Annotated in this window: 16 protein-coding genes and 1 riboswitch; of the genes, 6 read left to right on the top strand and 10 right to left on the bottom strand. The window is 51.9% G+C overall.

All coding sequences use genetic code 11. From position 1 onward, the window contains the following. Positions 1 to 7: 7 nt before the first annotated feature. A riboswitch (TPP riboswitch) is annotated at positions 8 to 119 on the bottom strand. A gap of 77 nt (positions 120 to 196) precedes the next feature. Continuing rightward, positions 197 to 370, bottom strand: coding sequence for an alpha/beta-type small acid-soluble spore protein (locus tag IZU99_02480; protein ID UOO38145.1), 174 nt, complete (start codon positions 368 to 370; stop codon positions 197 to 199). 147 nt (positions 371 to 517) lie between these two features. After that, a complete protein-coding gene (locus IZU99_02475; GenBank protein ID UOO38144.1) occupies positions 518 to 2278 on the bottom strand; it encodes an RNA helicase in 1761 nt (586 codons plus the stop codon). A gap of 264 nt (positions 2279 to 2542) precedes the next feature. Here IZU99_02475 and IZU99_02470 point away from each other — a divergent pair, with 264 nt between their 5' ends. Genes IZU99_02470 through IZU99_02460 form a run of 3 tightly spaced genes read left to right on the top strand, consistent with a single transcriptional unit; the run spans position 2543 to position 6109 of the window. Further along, positions 2543 to 3193, top strand: coding sequence for a redox-sensing transcriptional repressor Rex (locus IZU99_02470; protein ID UOO38143.1), 651 nt, complete (start codon positions 2543 to 2545; stop codon positions 3191 to 3193). 40 nt (positions 3194 to 3233) lie between these two features. Continuing rightward, on the top strand, positions 3234 to 4955 hold the full coding sequence (locus IZU99_02465; protein UOO38142.1) for a 4Fe-4S binding protein: 1722 nt from the start codon (positions 3234 to 3236) through the stop codon (positions 4953 to 4955). Between the two features lie 11 nt (positions 4956 to 4966). Next, positions 4967 to 6109 (top strand): SpoIIE family protein phosphatase, encoded by a 1143-nt coding sequence (locus IZU99_02460; protein UOO38141.1) that lies wholly within the window; start codon positions 4967 to 4969, stop codon positions 6107 to 6109. Between the two features lie 72 nt (positions 6110 to 6181). On the opposite strand, the gene IZU99_02455 is transcribed toward IZU99_02460, so the two are convergent. The 7 genes from IZU99_02455 to IZU99_02425 all read right to left on the bottom strand — a co-directional run bounded on the left by IZU99_02455 (position 6182) and on the right by IZU99_02425 (position 13844). Then, the gene (locus IZU99_02455) at positions 6182 to 6499 is read right to left on the bottom strand and encodes a hypothetical protein (GenBank protein ID UOO38140.1); all 318 of its coding nucleotides are present in this window, start codon (positions 6497 to 6499) and stop codon (positions 6182 to 6184) included. Between the two features lie 100 nt (positions 6500 to 6599). Next, on the bottom strand, positions 6600 to 7922 hold the full coding sequence (locus tag IZU99_02450; GenBank protein ID UOO38139.1) for an aspartate ammonia-lyase: 1323 nt from the start codon (positions 7920 to 7922) through the stop codon (positions 6600 to 6602). Between the two features lie 92 nt (positions 7923 to 8014). Continuing rightward, a complete protein-coding gene (hydF, locus tag IZU99_02445; protein ID UOO38138.1) occupies positions 8015 to 9220 on the bottom strand; it encodes a [FeFe] hydrogenase H-cluster maturation GTPase HydF in 1206 nt (401 codons plus the stop codon). A 65-nt stretch (positions 9221 to 9285) separates the two neighbouring features. Beyond that, entirely contained in the window at positions 9286 to 10704 is a 1419-nt protein-coding gene (hydG, locus tag IZU99_02440; GenBank protein UOO38137.1) for a [FeFe] hydrogenase H-cluster radical SAM maturase HydG, read from the bottom strand. After that, a complete protein-coding gene (gene hydE, locus IZU99_02435; GenBank protein ID UOO38136.1) occupies positions 10683 to 11786 on the bottom strand; it encodes a [FeFe] hydrogenase H-cluster radical SAM maturase HydE in 1104 nt (367 codons plus the stop codon). Before hydE ends, hydG begins: the two co-directional genes overlap by 22 nt. A 1-nt stretch (position 11787) precedes the next feature. Then, the gene (locus tag IZU99_02430; GenBank protein ID UOO38135.1) at positions 11788 to 12051 is read right to left on the bottom strand and encodes an iron-only hydrogenase system regulator; all 264 of its coding nucleotides are present in this window, start codon (positions 12049 to 12051) and stop codon (positions 11788 to 11790) included. A 272-nt stretch (positions 12052 to 12323) separates the two neighbouring features. Further along, positions 12324 to 13844 carry a hypothetical protein gene (locus IZU99_02425; GenBank protein ID UOO38134.1) on the bottom strand — a complete coding sequence of 507 codons (1521 nt, stop codon included), beginning with the start codon at positions 13842 to 13844 and terminating at the stop codon, positions 12324 to 12326. Between the two features lie 156 nt (positions 13845 to 14000). On the opposite strand from IZU99_02425, the gene IZU99_02420 reads away from it, so the two are divergent. The 3 genes from IZU99_02420 (at position 14001) to IZU99_02410 (ending at position 16114) form a co-directional block, all read left to right on the top strand. Beyond that, positions 14001 to 14645, top strand: coding sequence for a hypothetical protein (locus tag IZU99_02420; GenBank protein ID UOO38133.1), 645 nt, complete (start codon positions 14001 to 14003; stop codon positions 14643 to 14645). A 93-nt stretch (positions 14646 to 14738) separates the two neighbouring features. Beyond that, the gene (locus IZU99_02415) at positions 14739 to 15197 is read left to right on the top strand and encodes a hypothetical protein (GenBank protein ID UOO38132.1); all 459 of its coding nucleotides are present in this window, start codon (positions 14739 to 14741) and stop codon (positions 15195 to 15197) included. A 125-nt stretch (positions 15198 to 15322) separates the two neighbouring features. Then, the gene (locus tag IZU99_02410; protein ID UOO38131.1) at positions 15323 to 16114 is read left to right on the top strand and encodes a polymer-forming cytoskeletal protein; all 792 of its coding nucleotides are present in this window, start codon (positions 15323 to 15325) and stop codon (positions 16112 to 16114) included. Positions 16115 to 16192: 78 nt separating this feature from the next. Here IZU99_02410 and IZU99_02405 read toward each other — a convergent pair whose 3' ends face one another. Continuing rightward, positions 16193 to 18871, bottom strand: coding sequence for a calcium-translocating P-type ATPase, PMCA-type (locus tag IZU99_02405; GenBank protein UOO38130.1), 2679 nt, complete (start codon positions 18869 to 18871; stop codon positions 16193 to 16195). Between the last annotated feature and the right edge of the window lie 83 nt (positions 18872 to 18954).

Here is an 18954-nt window from a genome sequence, read left to right as displayed (position 1 = left end):
TGCCGCAGAGTGCGAAAAGCAGTTTTCCTACGCTGGCATTATCCAGATCAGGTCAAGGGTTTCCGGCGTCACGCCGCCGAATCTCAGCCGAGCATTACTCAGCACCCCATATTGAGTTATATTTATTATAGCGCGAAAAAACACCGTGTCAACAAAAAAATACGGGGGAGAAAAATCTCCCCCGTTACTGTTAATGCTATTTGCCGCTGACGCTGCGCTCGGCCATTTCAATGGCTTTTTTAACGATATTGCCGCAGTCACGCGACGAGACGTCGCCCCAGCCGCCGTTTTGAACAATATCGTTAACGCCAAGCTCCTTGGCGATCTCCATCTTCAGATTGTCGGACATGATGCTGTTCCTTCCGCTCATATCGATTCCTCCTCAAACTCAAAAATCTTTCAAAGAAAACTTTCTTGTATCGCGGCTTTTTTCATATCGCGCCAAATAGGCGCACTGCTAGTGTCGGGCAAAATAGAATTATTATGCTGGCAGATACTATTTGTTTCTCTTGATTTTTCAAAGTTTTAATAAAAGTCGGTTGATTTTCTCGCTCGTTGCCGCGCGCTCGGCATAGACCCATTCCGGCTCAAACGACAAATTAAAATTTTTGGAAAACGCATAATACAGCCCCAGCTTCTGATAGTACCGCTCGAAATCTGCCAGCGTCTGCCCCGCCGCCTTCGGCTTATTGATTGCTGCCTCTTTTTTGATAAAGCAGGTCTCCACGTGCTCAAGAAAGTCTGCCAATATCGCCGCGTCACGAACGTTGAAGGGCAGCTTCATGAGCTGAAATTCCGCTTTTTCCGGCAGACGGAAAGGGCGGATGCTATCGAGAATGAGCAGATAGTCCCGCACGTCCATTTTCCGATAATAATCAAGGCGCTCTGCGCTCGTGCTCCAGAGCGCGAGCTTGTCCCGCAGCGGCAGGCCTTGAATACGCATGATGGCCTCGCCGGGGCCTAAAACAGCCTTAATAAGAGGTTCATCTGCCGTTTCGAGATTTTCTTTGAGAAACAAAAAGTCAACGCCCGTTGTGCAGACGTAGCCGACGTCATAGATGCCGCGTCGCCCCGCCCGTCCCGCAATTTGTTTCACTTCCTGCGAGGTGATGTATCGTTTCTCCTCCCCGTCGAACTTCATCAGGTCGGTAAAAATAATCCGGCGAATCGGGAGATTAACGCCCATGCCAATCGCGTCCGTAGTGATGAGCAGCTTACTGTCTCCCTGTATAAAAGCGTGGTACTGCATCCGCCGGACTTCCGGCGGCAGATCGCCGTAAATGACGCTGTTATGAACGCCGCGCTCCTGATAATATTTTGATAGTTCTAAAACGCGCCTTTTGGAAAAAGCCACGAGCGCGTCTCCCCGTTGGGCGTGCTGGAGCGAAAACGGTGCGCTGCAAACCTCCAGCGGCGTGTTACGCCGGTATTCGATGATTTCAACGTCATCCCGGCAGTCCCCAAGAATTTTGAGCAACAGCGCTTTGGCGTTGAACGCCCCGCAGATATGGATTTCGGTGCTTTGAAGCCCCAGCACGGCGCGTGTCCACGCAAAGCCCCGCTGTCCGTCGGCTATCATTTGCACTTCGTCGATAACGGCAACATCATATAACACGTCCAGATCAAGCTTTTCGATCGTCGAGCAGACATGGCGCGCACCCGTTACAAGGATTTCCTCCTCGCCGGTGACAAGATGGCAAGGCACGCCTTCTTGATTCAGCCGCTCAAAATTCTCCAGCGCCAAAATGCGCAGCGGCGCGAGATAAACCCCGTTATCAGCCTGTTTCAACCGTTCAATAGCCCGGTATGTCTTGCCCGTATTTGTCTCCCCAAGGTGCAAAACGACGTGCCGACGCATTTTTCTGGCGTTTTCATATTCGTCCTTCGGGTTGGCCGGGAAATGGCTGTTGAACGCATCTTGAATCATTTTTGGGATATGGCTCGTGAAAAGAACGGACATGATACCGGAGGCTAAATAACCGGCGCGGTCTGTTTTTACAATTTCTTCAAATGTGTAATCGGTGCGTTTTTTCTTGTTGTAATGCGCCAAGAGGCGAGCGGAAATATCGTCGAGCAGGGCGAGATAGCCATTGTAAACCGTATCAAGCTCCGTAAAATCACCGGGTGCCATCTCTTGAAGCGCCTTTATTTTTTTGCGGACACTGGCCTCGTGATCCCAAAGCTTCGAATCCTTCGTGTTTCGGACGAGCGCCGTCAAGTGCGCGAGCTGCCCGCTAATTTTTTCAAATTCCCGCCGTGCTTTCTGCGCCTTTTTCATTAACTCACCGTCCTTAGACAATATCCGTCCGTCATGTTTGTCGGCTGATTGCATCAAGAGTTTAGGCGCTGATAGTATGCCCTGTCATTGCGATTGTTTCCGCTAAATGCGCTTTTTGTCGTAATTGATTATACATCCTTGCAGGCGTTCGTTAATTTGTTAACAAAGATGCAAGATTTTTAGACAATTTTCGTTGACGCCGTCCTCCCCATTCGATATACTGTTATCGATAACGCGATACTTAATAAGGCAAAGGTGGTTTTTATGACCGACAGCGAATTTAAACTCCCCTCTATCTCCGTTCAGACGCTTCGTCGCCTGCCGCTTTATCTCGAGCATCTGAAATCTCTCGACCATGAAAAAACAAAGATCATTTCGTCCCCCGCTATTGCCAGGGCCTTACATTTAAACGAGGTGCAGGTCCGAAAAGACCTTGCCGCCATTAAAAGCGGCGGCCGACCGCGGACGGGTTACTTACTTGAAAAGCTCGTCGGCGACCTGGAGACCTATTTGGGCTACGGCAATATTAATGAGGCGGTTCTCGTCGGTGCCGGTCATCTCGGCCGGGCGCTGCTCTCTTATAAAGAATTTGACAGCTATGGGCTTAAAATTGTCGTTGGCTTTGATGTGGATGATGCTGTCATCGGCACCGAGGTCGCCGGCAAAAAGGTTTTACATATTGGAAAGCTGGAAAGCCTCTGCCGGCGTATGCACATCAATATCGGTATTCTGACAGTTCCCGCCTCGAGCGCCCAGCTTGTCTGCAACATGATGGTTAAGGCTGGCATCCGCGCCATCTGGAATTTTGCGCCCGTTAAGCTTGACGTGCCGGAGCATATCCTTGTTCAAAACGAAAACATGGCCTCATCGCTGGCCGTTTTGTCAAAGCACCTTAAAAAGCGCATCAGCAAATAGCTTTGCAACTTCAATGAATGTTCACCGGGAGGTGTTACAGATGTCAAGATATCATCACAACGAAAAGCATAATACCGTCTACACCGTGACTGCAAACTGTCAGGACTGTTATCGCTGTGTCCGCGTCTGTCCCGTCAAGGCTATCAGTGTGCGCGACGGGCAAGCCTGCATTGAAGATGACCTTTGCATCAAATGCGGTACCTGTGTGCGAGAATGCCCGCAGCACGCCAAAACAATTCGTTCAAGTCTCTATACCGTCAAAGAGCTTCTGGCCTTCGGGCGGACGGTCGCTGTCAGCGTCGCGCCGTCATTTGCCGCCCTGTTTGACGGGCATCGTGCCGCGCGGCTGCCGGCCGCGCTCAAGAAGCTGGGCTTCCACTATGTCTCCGAGACGGCGGAGGGGGCCCTTTTTGTCACAGAGGAAACGCTCAAGCGCACGGGTCACGGCAGTATCTGCACCGCTTGCCCCGCCGTTATCAACTATATCGAAAAATATAAACCGGAATATATCGATAAGCTTGTCCCTGTCGTCTCCCCCATGATCGCGCACGGCCGCCTGCTGAAAAAACGGCTCGGACACGACTGTGCCGTTGTCTTCATCGGTCCGTGCGCGGCGAAAAAGCTTGAGGCGCAGCGCCCGGAAAACGCCGATGCCATTGATGCCGTCATCACCTTCAACGAACTGCTCAGCTGGCTTCAGGAGGAGGGTATCGATCTTGACACATGCCCTGAGGACGGCTTTGAGAGCTTTGGTGATCTCAGCAAGGCACGTCTCTTCCCGCTGCAGGGCGGTCTTTTAAAAACGGGCGACATTGACTGTGACGGGACGAATGCCGATACGATCCATATCAGCGGCGCGCAGGATGTCATCGGGATGCTCGATATTCCACCCGCGCAGTGGTCCTATGCGATTGCCGAACCGCTTTTCTGCGCGGGTGGCTGCATCAACGGCCCCGGCATTACCCTTGATAAGAATATCTTCCTGCGCAAGCAGGATATCATATCTTACGCCGAAAACCGCGCTCTGCCGGTTTTAACAGATATTGACCGCGCCGTCGTCGCAGACGCGACGTTTGAAAACGACATGGTCGACATTTTAAATGATTATGTTGATGAGGAAAAAATCAATCAAGTGTTAGAAGCGCAGGGCAAACTCAACCCAGAGCTGCAGCTCAACTGCGGGGCCTGCGGCTACGAATCCTGCCGCGACAATGCCATTGCCGTTACGCGGGGTATGGCAGAGCCGGAAATGTGCATTCCATACATGCGCCGCCTGGCCCAGCAGCGGACGGACCGTATTATAGAAACAAGCCCCAATGGCGTCGTGATCCTCGACAGCGAACTCAACATCATCCATATGAACCCGGCTTTCCAAAGCATGTTCCTGTGTAACAACGGCATTCTGGGGCGGCGCATTTCATATCTTGTCGACGCCGACGGGTACGAAAAAATGGCCACCGGCGCTGCCGACACATATGAAGCCATTCGAAGCCGCTACGGCAAAAAATATCATGAACAGCTTTATAAGCTGCCTGTTGAGAAGCAGTACGTCGGTCTTTATACGGACGTGACAAGAATCAAGTTTGACGCCAAGCAGATTGATTTAATTAAACGGCAGACGGTTGAGCAGGCCAAAGAGCTTCTGGATCATCAAATCCGCTTTTCGCAGGAGATGGCGCATTTTCTGGGCAAAAGCACAGCCAGAAGCGAGGAACTCGTGACGCGGCTGATGGACCTTTACGAAGAACAGGGGTCGTTTTGAGGTGACGCAACGTGAAGTTTTTTGAGGATACGGTCGCCCAGTCCGTTAAAACGGGAAAAATTATATGCGGTGACGCCTATTTGTGCCGCCGCTCTCTGGACACGACTGATTTCGTCCTCTGTGACGGCATTGGCTCCGGCGTCTACGCCAATATTGCCGCCGTCTCCTGTGCGAGCAGGCTTTTAGAGCTGTTTAAAAGCGGCGTTACATTTCGGCACGCCTGCGAAATGGTTGCCGATTCAATGCATAAGGCGCGTTCTGAATCGATCCCATTTTCTGCTTTTTCCGCCGTGCGCATCCTGCACGACGGGCAGTTTACCGTTTTTACATACGAAGCGCCGGAGCCAATTTACATCATGGACGGGACGGCCTTCGTTCTTAAGATGCACTATTATGCCGCCGGTGACGAGCAAATCGGCGAGGCGTCCGGCACACTCGCCGTCGGGGATACACTGATCCTCTGCTCAGACGGGGTGACGCAAGCCGGGCTCGGCCACGGCTATACGTTTGGTATTGGGTCCGAGGGAATCGCCGATTTTTTAAACAGACAGCTGGCCCGCGGGGCCGACCCGGCCAGTTTGCCGCGTCGCCTCGTTGACATGACGGCGGAAATTTCGAAGGACAAATTTGAAGACGATACGACGGCGGCCTTTTTAAACTGCCGGGATGCTTTTGAAATCACCATGCTCAGCGGCCCGCCGTCCATCAAATCAAAAGATCGGCTTTTCGTCGAGCGGTTCATGCAATCAGCTGGGCCGCGCATCGTCTGCGGGTCGACAACGGCAGAAATTCTCTCGCGCGAGCTCAAACGGGATTTGCTCTTAAAAAGCGCCGGCACCGCGCTTGGCAGCCCGCCGGAATACCAAATGGACGGTGTTGACATGATCACGGAAGGCGCCGTGATCTTAAACCAGATCTACAATATCCTTGGTGAGGACCCCGACTGCTTCTCCTGTGCGTCGCCTGTTGAGCGCCTGTGCGCCATGCTATTAAAAGCGGATGTGATCACGTTTATCGTGGGCCGGTCGGTCAATTCCGCCCATACCGAGCTTGTTTTTAAGCAGCTCGGTATCCGCCCGCGTGACGCGGCGATCCGCCTGATTTCAAAGCGGCTGACGGAAATGGGGAAGCTTATCGTCGGCGAATATTACTAATACATAATCTCACATGAGAAAAAGGCTGCCAGACGCTTAAAACCGCGTCGGGCAGCCTTTCATGATGAAGGTTTAAACTTTGCTGATTTTGAAATCAACGTCTCTCGGCAGCGCCAGTCCGGCGGCAGCCTCAATGCCTTTGATGATGGCCGACGGCACAGGGCACGCTGCATGCTTGCAATACTTTTTAGCCATCTCAAAAATCTCATTTTCGCCATACTTGGATAAGGCGACTTTATAGGGGTCGGCTTCCTTGAGTTCCTCTTCCAACGGCTTAAGCGTGGGGCAAGCCGTTTTAAAATCGATTTTTACTGCTTTTCTCCCGGCCGCTTCGACTTTGATTTCCGATCGCAGACCGCAGACGCCCGGGTTTACCTGTACTTCAACCATCGTCATCATCTCCTTATAGGCAACCTTATTCCAATTGCCCGTCACCGTCTGTGATGAAATCACCGAAATGTGCCGAGCAAACACTGCTTTAAATTTACGCCTATTCCAGTTCTTTGTCCAGCGCTGTTTTAATTTTTTCGGGATCACCGCCGTTTTCGGCGATAATTCGGCTGACCGTTTCGTAACCAAGTCGCGTCGTATAAGCCGTTGCAAAAGCGTGGGAAGCTGACAAAAGCGCAAGGCACCTGTCCCTGTCGGGCTCTAAGCGCTCGATGCATTTCGTCCGGAAGAGGAAAACAGCCCGCTCTAAGAGCTCCAAGCTTTCTAAAAGCGCGTCGGCTATGAGCGGGAAAAAGGCATTAAGCTCAAATTCGCCGTGCGCGGCGGCCAGCGTGATGGCCGTATCGTTGGCGATGACGCGCATCGCCGCCTGCATTGTCATTTCGGGGATGACTGGGTTATATTTCCCCGGCATGATCGTGCTGCCCATCTGCATGGGCGCAAGCTTTATTTCGCCGAGCATGCCGTGCGGCCCGGCATTCATCAGGCGCAAATCGTTTGATATCTTGATGAGGTTAACGGCCAGTGCCTTCAGAAGGCCGGACACTTCGACGAACACGTCGTTATTTTGTGTGATGTCCATCGGGTACTCGGCGGCGGCAAGACCGATGTTTGTCAGGCTGCGCAGCTGCTCAATGACCTCAAAGCGGTATTGGCGCTCGGCATTGTCCGCCCGGCCGACGGCCGTCCCCCCGATATTGACCTGCCGCAGCCGTTCCTCCACCTTATAAAGCCGCCAGCGGTCGCGCGCTATCGCCTGCGCAAACGCTCCAAATTCAGCGCCCAGCGTGATGGGAACGGCATCCATCAGCTCTGTTCGCCCAAGCTTTTTGACGGTGTCAAATTCGTTTTCCTTCTCCTGCAGCGCCGTCTGGAGCTTGGCACACCCATCGGAGAGACCGCGCAAAAGCTCGATAGCTGCGATGCGCAGCGCCGTTGGGTAAACATCGTTTGTTGATTGGCCGCGGTTAACGTCCTCAAGCGGATGAACAGTGTTATAGTCGCCCGGTTTTTTGCCCAGAATGACGAGCGCCAGATTGGCAATGACTTCGTTAACGTTCATGTTTGTTGATGTCCCGGCACCGCCCTGTAAGGCGTCGGTGATAAACTGGTCGTCGGCTTCACCGGCGAGAAGACGGTCACAGGCCGTTATAACCGCATCATAAACGCCGTCTTTGCCGATGCCCAGTTTCCGATACGACAAAGCGGCCGCCTTTTTAACACGGATAATGGCATATATAAGCCTGAAGTTCGTCTTTTTATAGCCGAGCGTGAAATTTTCACGCGCTCGGGCGCTTTGCAGGCCATACAGCGCCTCGTCGTCCAGCTGTATGCTGCCGAGGCTGTCTTTTTCTTCCCGCACAGGCGTTTACCCCTCTCGAAACATATATTGAATGTATATTCATTATATAAAGCCGATTTTACCTAACGGACGTTAAAGGGCCTAAACCCTTGTTATTCCGGGATTTCCGCATGGATGCTCGGAAAAACCTCCAGGCTGCGTTTTAATATCCCCTGCATATAAGCAATAATGATGCCGTAATTCGTGATGGCAACGCCCTGATCAACAGCGCACTTCTGCCGATAGCGGATTTCGCGCTCATTCAGCATGCAGCCGCCGCAATGGATCACGAGCTTGTATTTTGACAAGTCGTCTTCAAACGCCGCGCCGGAGGTAAAATCAAAGTTGAGTTCTTTCCCCGTGTAATTTTTTATCCACCGCGGCAGCTTCACCCGTCCGATATCGTCGCACTGGCGGTGATGGGTGCAGCCCTCGGACAAAAGGATAGTATCGCCGTCACGCAGGTTTTCCAGCGCCGCCGCGCCGCGCACAGCCTCGTGTAAAAGCCCCTTATATCGCGCGAACAGGATGGAAAAAGACGTCAGCGGGATGTCGCGCGGCGTATCGGCAGAGACTTTGGCAAACACCTGGCTGTCGGTTATGACGAGGCTCGGCTTTTTCCCGAGGTTTTCAAGTGTCTCCCTGAGCTCATATTCTTTGACGACGATGGCGACAGCGTCCGCCTCCAGAATGTCACGAATCGTCTGCTGCTGCGGGAGAATAAGCCGCCCCTTGGGCGCGGCTTTGTCAATCGGCGTCACTAAGACGACAAAGTCGGACGGGCTTAATAGATCGCCGACGATTTTGAGCTTTTGATCGTCCGTCGGCGCGAGACGCGCAATTTTTTCTTTCAATGCCTCAATGTTCGTTTGTTTCAGTGCGCTGACGTAGATTTCGTTTGGCAACGGCGTCTCATGCGCCGTCAGGAGGTCTGCCTTATTATAGACAACAATGTAATTGATTTTCTTTTCTTCAAAAAGGGCGATGAGGGCCCTGTCCGCCTCTGTTTTTCCGACGGCTGCGTCGATAACCAAAACGGCGACATCTGTCTTGTTGAGCACTTGCTTCGTTTTTTTAACGCGCAGCTGCCCCAGCTGTCCCTCGTCGTCAATGCCCGGCGTATCAATGATCATCACAGGGCCCATCGGCAAAAGCTCCATGGCTTTATAAACAGGGTCTGTCGTTGTGCCCTTAACGTCGGAAACGACGGCGAGATCCTGCCCCGTCACCGCGTTGACGACGCTGGATTTACCGGCGTTTCGCCGGCCGAAAAAGCCGATATGCACGCGGTCAGATGACGGCGTATCATTGAGAGACATGGCTGTTACCCCCTCTATATATACCCAATTCCGGACGATCATTGGTCGTCCGCTTTGCTGCATCTTTAAAAACGGAAATCCCGTTTGCCGTTTCTGATGTTCTCAAGGTTTTGAATGGCCCGGGCCTTGACCTTTTCGCTCGGCACCTTTTCAATCTCCGCTTTAATAAGCGCCTCGCCGATGGCTCGTGTCTCGGGTGTGGCATAATCGAGCAGGTATTCCTCCAGCGTCATGAGGGCGTTCGGATGGCAGAAGTTCAAAATCTGCCCGCTTTTGCAAAACGCCATAAAGCGGTCGCCCGTGCGCCCTTCGCGGTAACACGCCGTGCAGAAGCTGGGGATATGGCCAAGCTCCATCAGCCAGCGGACGACCTCGTCAAGCGTCCGTTTGTCACTTGTGTCGAATTGCTCTGTTTTCTCATCCTCCGGCTCCGCTTCGCAATAGCCGCCGACGCTCGTGCGGGACGCGCCGCTGATCTGGGAGATACCGAGGCCGAGAACGCGCTCGCGTGTCTCTTGGCTCTCACGCGTTGAAATGATCATGCCCGTATATGGGACGGCAATGCGGATACAGGCGACGATTTTAGCAAACGTCTCATCATCAATGCCGTTGTCAAACGTGTTTGGATCGATATCGTCAGCCGGTTTGATGCGGGGCACGCTGATGGTGTGCGGCCCGACACCGAAAACAGCCTCCAGATGCTCGGCATGCATGAGCTGCGCGGCGAATTCATAGCGGTAGAGCTCCAGCCCGTACAGAACGCCAAGCCCCACGTCGTCAATACCGGCTTCCATGGCGCGATCCATGGCCTCTGTGTGATAGGCGTAATTGTGCTTCGGCCCCGTCGGGTGCAGCTTTTCATAGCTTTCCTTATGGTATGTTTCCTGAAACAGGATATAGGTGCCGATCCCGGCATCCTTGAGCTTTTTATAATCTTCAACCGTCGTTGCGGCAATATTCACGTTGACGCGGCGGATTGCGCCGTTTTTATGCTTGATGCTGTAAATCGTTTTGATTGACTCTAGGATGTACTCAATCGGGTTGTTCGCCGGGTCTTCCCCCGCCTCAAGCGCCAGGCGCTTATGTCCCATATCCTGCAAGGCCATCACCTCGCGAACGATCTCGTCCTGTGTCAGCTTCTTTCGTGCAATGTGCTTGTTTGTCACATGATACGGGCAGTAAACGCAGCCGTTGATGCAGTAGTTTGAGAGGTATAACGGTGCGAACATGACAATGCGGTTGCCGTAAAAATCGTCTTTAATCTGCTTGGCGAGGGCAAAAAGCTCGTCATTTTTCTCCTTGATGTCGCAATCGAGCAAAACAGCGGCTTCGCGGTGCGTGAGGCCTTTACGCTCCTTCGCTTTTTGAATAATGCTGTCGATGAGCGCGGCGTTAGACTTGTTGGCCTCCGAATAAGCCAGCGTATCAAGAACCTCCTGGTGGTCGATAAATTCTTCCGCTTTTAATGACTTTGGGTTATACATGGCACTGTTCCTTTCTGACAAGCGTCTTCCGCCGTATGATCGTTTATTTTTTTATAATCGCCTCTGGCGACGACGATGCGGTATCCAATGCTTTCAACGCGCCGTGACATACAGCGAACGCACTCGGCGGCTTCGTCACCCGTACAGATTTTATTGTCGTATAAGAGGTACTTGTTCCGGACGTCAATCGGCGAGAGGTTTGGCATGACGACGTTGGCGCCCGCAAGAATCCCTTTTTCCCGCCCTTTCGGGTGAATCGTCCCGAGGGCTGTCGTCGCAGGGAGCAAAACGCTTGGGAGCATGAGGCGGATGATGGCCAAAAGATAAAGCGTTAGTTCCAATGCTCCCGCTTGTTCATCCTTAAACGGCGTGTCGTGGTGCGGGATAAAAGGCCCAATGCCGACCATCTGGGGGTCAAGCGCCTTGATAAACAAGAGGTCGTCAATGATGGTTTCCGTTGTCTGCTGCGGCGAGCCGACCATAAAACCGCAGCCAGCCTGAAACCCGATGTCTTTCAAATTGTAAAGGCATTGCATTCTGTCCTCAAAGGCCATGTCCGCCGGATGCAGCGCCGCGTAATGACACGGATTTGCCGTCTCATGGCGCAGAAGGTATCGGTCAGCCCCGGCTTCTCGAAACGCTTTGTACGTCTCATAGCTCTTTTCACCGACGGAGAGGGTCAGCGCGCAGTCGGGGTAACTCGTTTTAATCGCGCGGATGATATCGGTCATCTTTTCATCCGTATAAAACGGGTCCTCGCCGCCCTGCAGGACGAAGGTGCGGAAGCCGAGCGCGTAACCGCTGGCGCAGCAGCTGAGAATTTGATCCTTCGTCAGCCGGTATCGCTCGCAGTTTTTGTTGCTCCGGCGGATACCGCAGTAATGACAGTCGTTTTTGCAGAAGTTTGTAAACTCAATCAGCCCCCGCATATAAACGTCGTTGCCATACACGCTCTGACGGACGTGGCGTGCTCGCTCAAAGAGGTACGCCGCCGTCTCGTCGTCACGTTTTTCAATCAATGTTTTGAATTCCTCGCGGCTGAGGACTCTGTTTTTTTCCAGTTTGTCAACGAGTTCTTTCATATCAATCATCCTGTTTCGAAATTACATTTGAATAAGCTGTTTTCGCGCTGACACCGGCAAGACGCCCGATTTTGCCGGACAAGGCGCTGATCACATCCTGCGGCGCGTCGACGGCGATGCTGATAACGCTGATGTTTTTCTTGCGGTACGGCAGCCCCATTCTGCCGATGATAAATTCGCCGTATTCATGCAAAACACCATTGAGCCGATCAACCGAATCGCTGTTTTCAACGATGATCCCAATGACGGCAACTCTCGTCTCCATGTCATATCCCCCCGGCATTCAAAATAAAAAATGCGCCCCGAAAGGCGCATTGATTCCACAAACAATCAAATAGAGCCTTCCACTTCAGAACAAATCTTCGTGTCAGTTGCAGTTAAGCCTTCACCGTCGGACAATTCCACCGGTTCAGTGATTTTATTGTAGCACTTCCCTGGCAATATTGCAATATTATTGTTCAATATTGTTAATAAAATAACGAAATATACGTGGCTGATTTCCGTTAAAATTAACAGGCGGTGTGTTGGCACCGCCTGTTATTCGTCCTTATCCGATAACAAATGAAAAACTTCCTGTGTGGCATCAAGGAATTTATCAAGCGCGACATGCGTCATTTCGCCGGTACCAATACCATAGCGCAAGCGCGTTAAATAGCGAAACCATTCGGAAATGTCCGTCTGTGCCGTGTCGCTCCAACCAGTTCGGATGTTCATACTCGCCCATATGAGATTACAGCGTGTATTAACCTCCTGCAGCGTCCGGTTTTTTGCCGGTTGTCTCGCTGGGTCTTCAGCCAGGCGGATGATCATTTTTACCTTATCTTCTGGTAATTTCTCCGGCTGGACGCCGTTTAAGCGCTTTTTTGGGCCGTCGTCACGTTTGGCGGACGGCAGCTTATGTGCCGCTGCCTTTTTGCGAGCGCCTAGGGCGGCCAAAAGCATCTTTTCATCCGGGGACAACCGTTGGCTGCCCGCACCCTTTTGATCCGTGCCTTTATTAAACACCGGCAGCGGAAATTGCGGCACCTGAAAGGCCGCCTGCTGTTCCACAGCGGCAGAGGCGGGTGGCGTAACCGGCTCGGCTGGGATTTCCGGCGTCTCCGGCTCCGGCGGCGGTGCGGGTGGGGCTTCCTTCCGGGAAGTATATTTCAATCTCTGCCATTCAGTGCCCTCGCGTTTTAAATAAAAGCCCTTTTCGAGCAGCATGTCAAACTCCAGGTCCAAGACGGCCTTGAACCCGCTTGGCTGGTATACGGCGCTTGGCAGGTTGCCATATTTGCGGCTGAGCTGGTAACACTCCTCCAGCTCCGGCGGCTCCAAATCCGCCAGAAGATTGATGGCCGCACCGGCCATCTGATCCTGCACGCACCGCGCGCCGACAAGCGGCTTTCGCGCTTGAAGCTTTTTTGTGCGGGTCTCGATCGCCGGTTCCATCGCATTGACAGCGTTTTTTAAAAGCGTCTGCGCCTGATTTAAAAAAGCCGCCGTCGAGACGTGATTTTTCGGCAGGTCCTCGTTTTGATATCCCAAGGCGGCTGACAAACGCATGAATGCCAGATCAAAATAGAGCTTTTTCGCCTTGTGAACCGACATATCCGCCGCCGGGCCGTCATAAATAAAAGCCATTTTCTTGATGGCATAAGCCTGCATCCTGAGGAGATTGGACCACTGGTTGATGGCGCTGCCCATTTTGTATTCGGTGATACGCTCAAAAATGGCCTTCCCAAGGCTGTCCTGCGCCGTGATGTTCTGCACCCAAAGCGCCTCTAAGCCGACAGCCTTTTCCGTGCAGATATGCTCAATCACGCAATCGAGTACGATCTGATCAAAATCACTGCCGCGCAGCGCTTTGCAATACGGGTGGCAATTTTGCAGATACTCTTTTAAATGCGGGGCTTTGCCAAGAAAAACGTCCGGCGTATCTTTGCTATACGCACCAATGCACTGCTCCTGAAAGTAGCGCAGGTCGAAATCAGCAAATCGCAGAAGCGTCAAGCCAAGCTGCATTTCCTGTATGGAATTGTTAGCTGGAACTGAAAATGAAATAACATCTTTCATGTGAAGCACCAGTCTGATAGAAATTTCTGCCACGATGCGTCCATCATAGCATAGCGCCTGTTTGTTTTCAACATGGAGAACAGATGGTTGTTTTTTTCAATAATCCGTATTATAATTTCAACAATATTTTACAAATTCTGAAGGCAGGTTCTCATCATGACTGTATTGAATGAATCCGACATGATAAAACAGCTCAGCGATATCATTTTAAAGGCTGGCGCCAATTTGTTCAAGGCCACAAAATATCTGTACGCGATGACAGCCGAAAACTATTATCGCTGTGATATCAAGGATTTCTTCAAGGTCATTTTGAACAATATTTTCAATGCTGACATATTAAAGGCGTTTAATATCACCATTGACAGCGACGCGTGCGGTCTTTTGAATACACGGGAATATTTTGAGCTTTTTCCGCTTGTCATTTACAGCTTCGCCGTGCGCCTGCCCGCCCTTTGCCAGGGCAACCCGGGCACAACACCTCTTACGCACAAGCAAATCACCGCCATCTATGAAGCCGTGCTTGAGCGCGGTATCGCTAAAAGCACCCATATCCCCGAGACGTTTGACGATATTCTGGCCGCCGTTAAAAAGGGGAAAGACGTCTCCCCGTACACCGCCGAATGGTTCCGGACATATATCTACACAACCGTGCCGGACCTTGCCGACATCACAAACAGAAATCTTTATTTCATCGGTGCGTCAGACATTTTGTTTCCGCTTTACTACATGTGCCTTGAAAACGAATTTCAGGCGTGCCTCCAGCGCCTGACGGATACGGGCGCGCCCACCGTCGCACATTGACTTTCGTCCTACCAAACGATATAATCTCTTTGCCTTTTCCGATAAATTCCGGCAGAATTCGAGTCTTTCGATAACCGTTTTGGAGTGATATCGATGTATTTTGGAAGCGTCCGTTTTTTTCGTCACCTGATTCTTTCCGTTCTGGCTCTTCTTATTGTCGTTCCTGTTTTTTTTGCCATTTTCTTCGGCATCCGATACAATCACGCAAGGCATGAGCTTGTCCAGCTGCAAAACAGTGCGGGCTTGCCTGCCATGAACACACAGGATAACGACGATATGCAAAACCAACTCCAAGCGCTTCAGACGCAAATAACGGATGATGTCATTGTCAAACTGGCCACGCTCCAGAACCAGCTTGATGAACTGTCCGGTCAGACCGCCACAATTAACAACAAGCAGGCATCGATGCAGCAGCAGCTGACGAACGTTATCAAAACACAAACGGCTTCACTGCGTCGTCAGCTTGAAGCTGAAATTGACCAAAAAACGTCTGAGCTCATGAAAAAGATAAATGACATCGGCGGCACATCGTCTGCCGCACCGGCACCATAAGCGCAAAAAACGCTAAAAAAGGCCGTTAAATCATTTTTTTCGCGCGATTTCTTTCATTCCGGTCTAGACATTCGACATCAAACATGATACTGTGACAGTAATCACATTGGAACAGGAGAACGCTTATGGGGTTAAGGGAAAATTTTAATCTCGCCATGAAGGATCTTCTCAACAAGGGCGGTCTTGTGGGCTCCGAGATGTCGGAAAGCGCGAAATCGAATTCTGAACTTAATTCTTTCCTGGATGCGCCGTCGTTCAATTCAGCGGATACGAATCATTCGGGCAGTTTCGGCAAATCTGTTTACGACCAGGAAGCGGATACGGCGCCACCGCGTACGGGCGAAGCCAACTGGCAAAGTCCGCCGTTTGAGGATGAACCGGCGTTTAACGCGCCGAATGCCGCGCCGAGAGAAGCCGAATACGGCCAGATGTTCCGCCAGGCCGAGGAAATGACGACCATTTCAAAAAATACGATCATCGTCGGTGATATCAAAACACTGGCGAATATCACGATTGAAGGCAACGTCCGCGGCAAGGTGGATGTCATGAAGGACGCGAACATCCGCGGCATGCTCATCGGCGACCTCACCTGTAATAATTCCGATATCAGAGGCTCGTCCATTCAAGGCAATATCCTGACGAAGGGCAGCTCGTATATTGATAACGATTCCATTCTCTTGGGTGACCTGACGGCGCAGTTTGCCAGTATTGATGGCAAGGTCAAGGGCAATATTGAAATCGGCAGCAAAATTGAATTGCGCCGTAACTCCATCGTCGCGGGCAACATCAACACGAATACCATCGCCATTGAAGACGGTGCGAATATCAGAGGTTACATCAATACGGCGTATTTAAACGAACAAGGTGACAATGCCTTCCCGAAGCAGGTTGTCATTAACAGTGACGTTTCGGAATAATATCGTATATAGTCAAACGCAAGCACATAATAAACAGAAAAACAGCCCCCATCCATTGGGGGCTGTTTTTTTGCGCCTTTATATCGCGTTGCCGCGATGGCTGCTGCCGACGGCTGATTTCCGAATAAAATCGATCGGGATCACTGAGAAAGCAAGGATCAATACAAACTGCAGCTCCGCGTAGCGAAGCCCTGTCGTCCGAAAAATGCTGCCACCGTAATAAATAATAAGCAGCTGAATAACGGTTACAAACAGCATGATCGCCAAAAACGCTTTGTTTTTCCAGATGTGAGCCAGCAGGTTCAGGCGTGTCGTGCGCGCGTTGAAGCTGTTGAACACGCCTGCAAAGATAAACATCGCGAAAAAAGCCGTCATGAAGAATTCATCCCCTGTCCCGTGACTATACATAGTACGGATGGCAGGCAGCTTCAAGAAGAGAACGCACAAGATCGTCGTGTACAGCCCGCCGACGAGGATCTGGTTAACCATATAGCGGTTTATTATTGGTTCGTCACGCCGTTTTGGGCGCTCGGCCATGTATTCCTTTAACGGCGCTTCTCCGGCAAAGGCAAGCCCGGCCAGCGTATCCATTACCATATTGACCCACAGCATCTGCAGTACGGTGATCGGCGCGCTGATGCCGATAAACGGCCCAATGACGGAGATGGCGACGGCGCAAAGATTGATCGTCAGCTGGAAGATGATAAACTTACGAATACTTTTAAAGATCGTTCGGCCGTAAAGTACGGCCTTAGCGATGGACTGAAAATTATCATCGAGGATCACGATATCCCCGGCCTCCTTGGCAACCTCCGTGCCGCTGCCCATGGCAAAGCCGACATCGGCCTTCTTTAAAGCCGGCGCATCATTAATGCCGTCTCCCGTCATACCGGCTACGAGGCCAAGCGACTGCGCGGCAGCTATGAGGCGGCTCTTGTCAGACGGGACGGCCCGTGCCACAACGCGCAGGTGATGCAAGGCGGCTTTGAGATCGGCATCGCTCATGCGCTGGAGCACATCACTGGTAATGATGGCGCGGCTATCACTGCCTTTTACAAGGCCCACTTCACGGGCAATAGCCTCAGCCGTCTGCCTGTTGTCACCCGTGAGCATGACGACCTGAATCCCGGCTGCTGTCACCTGCCGGATGGCGGCAGCGGCTTCACGGCGCACCGCATCCTGAATACCGGCAATGCCGACAAGTGTCAGCATGCCGCCGGACTCATCCATCGAAAACGACGTGTCCCCCACGGCAACAGCAAGCAGGCGCACGGCGTTTTTGGCTGCGTTATCCATCAATTGCTGAATTTTTCCCTGATCGGTCAGTTTTTTTTTGATGCCGTTTTCATCGAAATATGATGTGCAGCGCGGCAAAAGCAGCTCCGGTGCGCCTTTTACAAGTGTGCACGTCTCGTCTCCCCGAATGTGTGCCATGGAATATTTGTTGGCACTTGAAAACGGCACACTCGACACGATTTGGACGTGATCCGCCAAAAGGCGCTCCGCCGTGACAAATTCCAAAAGCGCCCGTTCCGTTGCGTTGCCGCCGACGGCGCACTTTTTACGGCCGTCAAACGATGCGCCGCTGTTGAAAACGCTTGAAATCCGAAGGAGCCCCCCGAGGGGCAGCCTGCCAAGCTTCTGAAACCCGTCATAGACCGTTCCGTCACCGCCTGCAAAAAACTTGACCTTCAGTTTCCCTTTTGTCAGCGTTCCCGTTTTGTCGGTAAACAGAATGTTCAGGTTACCGGACGTCTCAATACCCACGAGCTTTCGGACGAGGACATTGTCTTTAAGCATGCGTTTCATGTTTGACGAGAGGACAATGGTTATCATGAGCGGCAGTCCTTCCGGGATTGCCACAACGATAACGGAAATGGCAAGCGTCGCCGCGTGGATAAGATGCCCCGCCATGGCTTTCGGCGCGCAGAGCGTTTGAAGAACCGCATCAAGCCTGAACGCGTTGGAGATGACGAGGGCATTGAACAGGTCGGCAAGCGCAACAAGGGCCGCGCCGATATACCCAAGCTTGCTGATGGTCTGCGCCAGTTTGCCAAGGCGCAGCTTTAATGGGCTCTCCCGCACATCTGCCTGCACGTCGAGCGCCAGCTTGCCGTAAAAGGTTCCCGTGCCGACACTGAGAACCCGCATGATTGCCTCACCGGAGCAGACGATGCAGCCGCGGAACAGTCGGCTTTTACTGTCAAAATCCCTGCCCGCGCTTTCACCCGCGTCATCCGGCTTTTTAAATACCTCTTTGCTCTCACCGTTGAGCGGCGATTGGTCGACATAAAGTTCACCACTTGCCATAAATCCATCTGCTGGTATACGGTCTCCCGCCTGCAACAGAACATAATCTCCGACAACAACGTCGCTGACCGGCAGCTCGATAAGCCCGTCGGCCCTTTTCACACGGCACTTTGTTTTCAAGGCCTCCTCCTGCAGTTTTTCAAAAGCCGATTCACTGCCGTATTCCGACAGTGTTGAAACAAAGGTGGAAACCAAAATGGCAGCCGCGATGCCGATCGTCTCATACCAGTTGAAGTCCCGCAGACGGATGACGATGTTGACAACGAGCGCGACAAGCAGAATCTTGATAATCGGGTCGCCGAAATTCTGTAGAAACTCTTTAAAAAAACTGTGCTTTTTCTGGCTGACGAGCGCGTTGTCACCATATTGCTCTTTTGAACGGCGCACGTCCTTTTCGCTCATTCCTTTGATTCTGCCGATCAGCTCTATCGTGTTTTGATGCCTCATACGCGGTCCCTCATTTGAAATTGCTTCTGCTTTTGTCACAACCCCTCGGGGTAAATGACTGTCTATAAAATATATGAAGGGGT

It is taken from the genome of Oscillospiraceae bacterium CM (assembly GCA_022870705.1).
Taxonomy (GTDB): Bacteria; Bacillota; Clostridia; order Oscillospirales; family Oscillospiraceae; genus Sporobacter.
The sequence above is the reverse complement of the archived record's forward strand: the minus strand, read 5'-3'. Positions and strand labels throughout refer to the sequence as shown.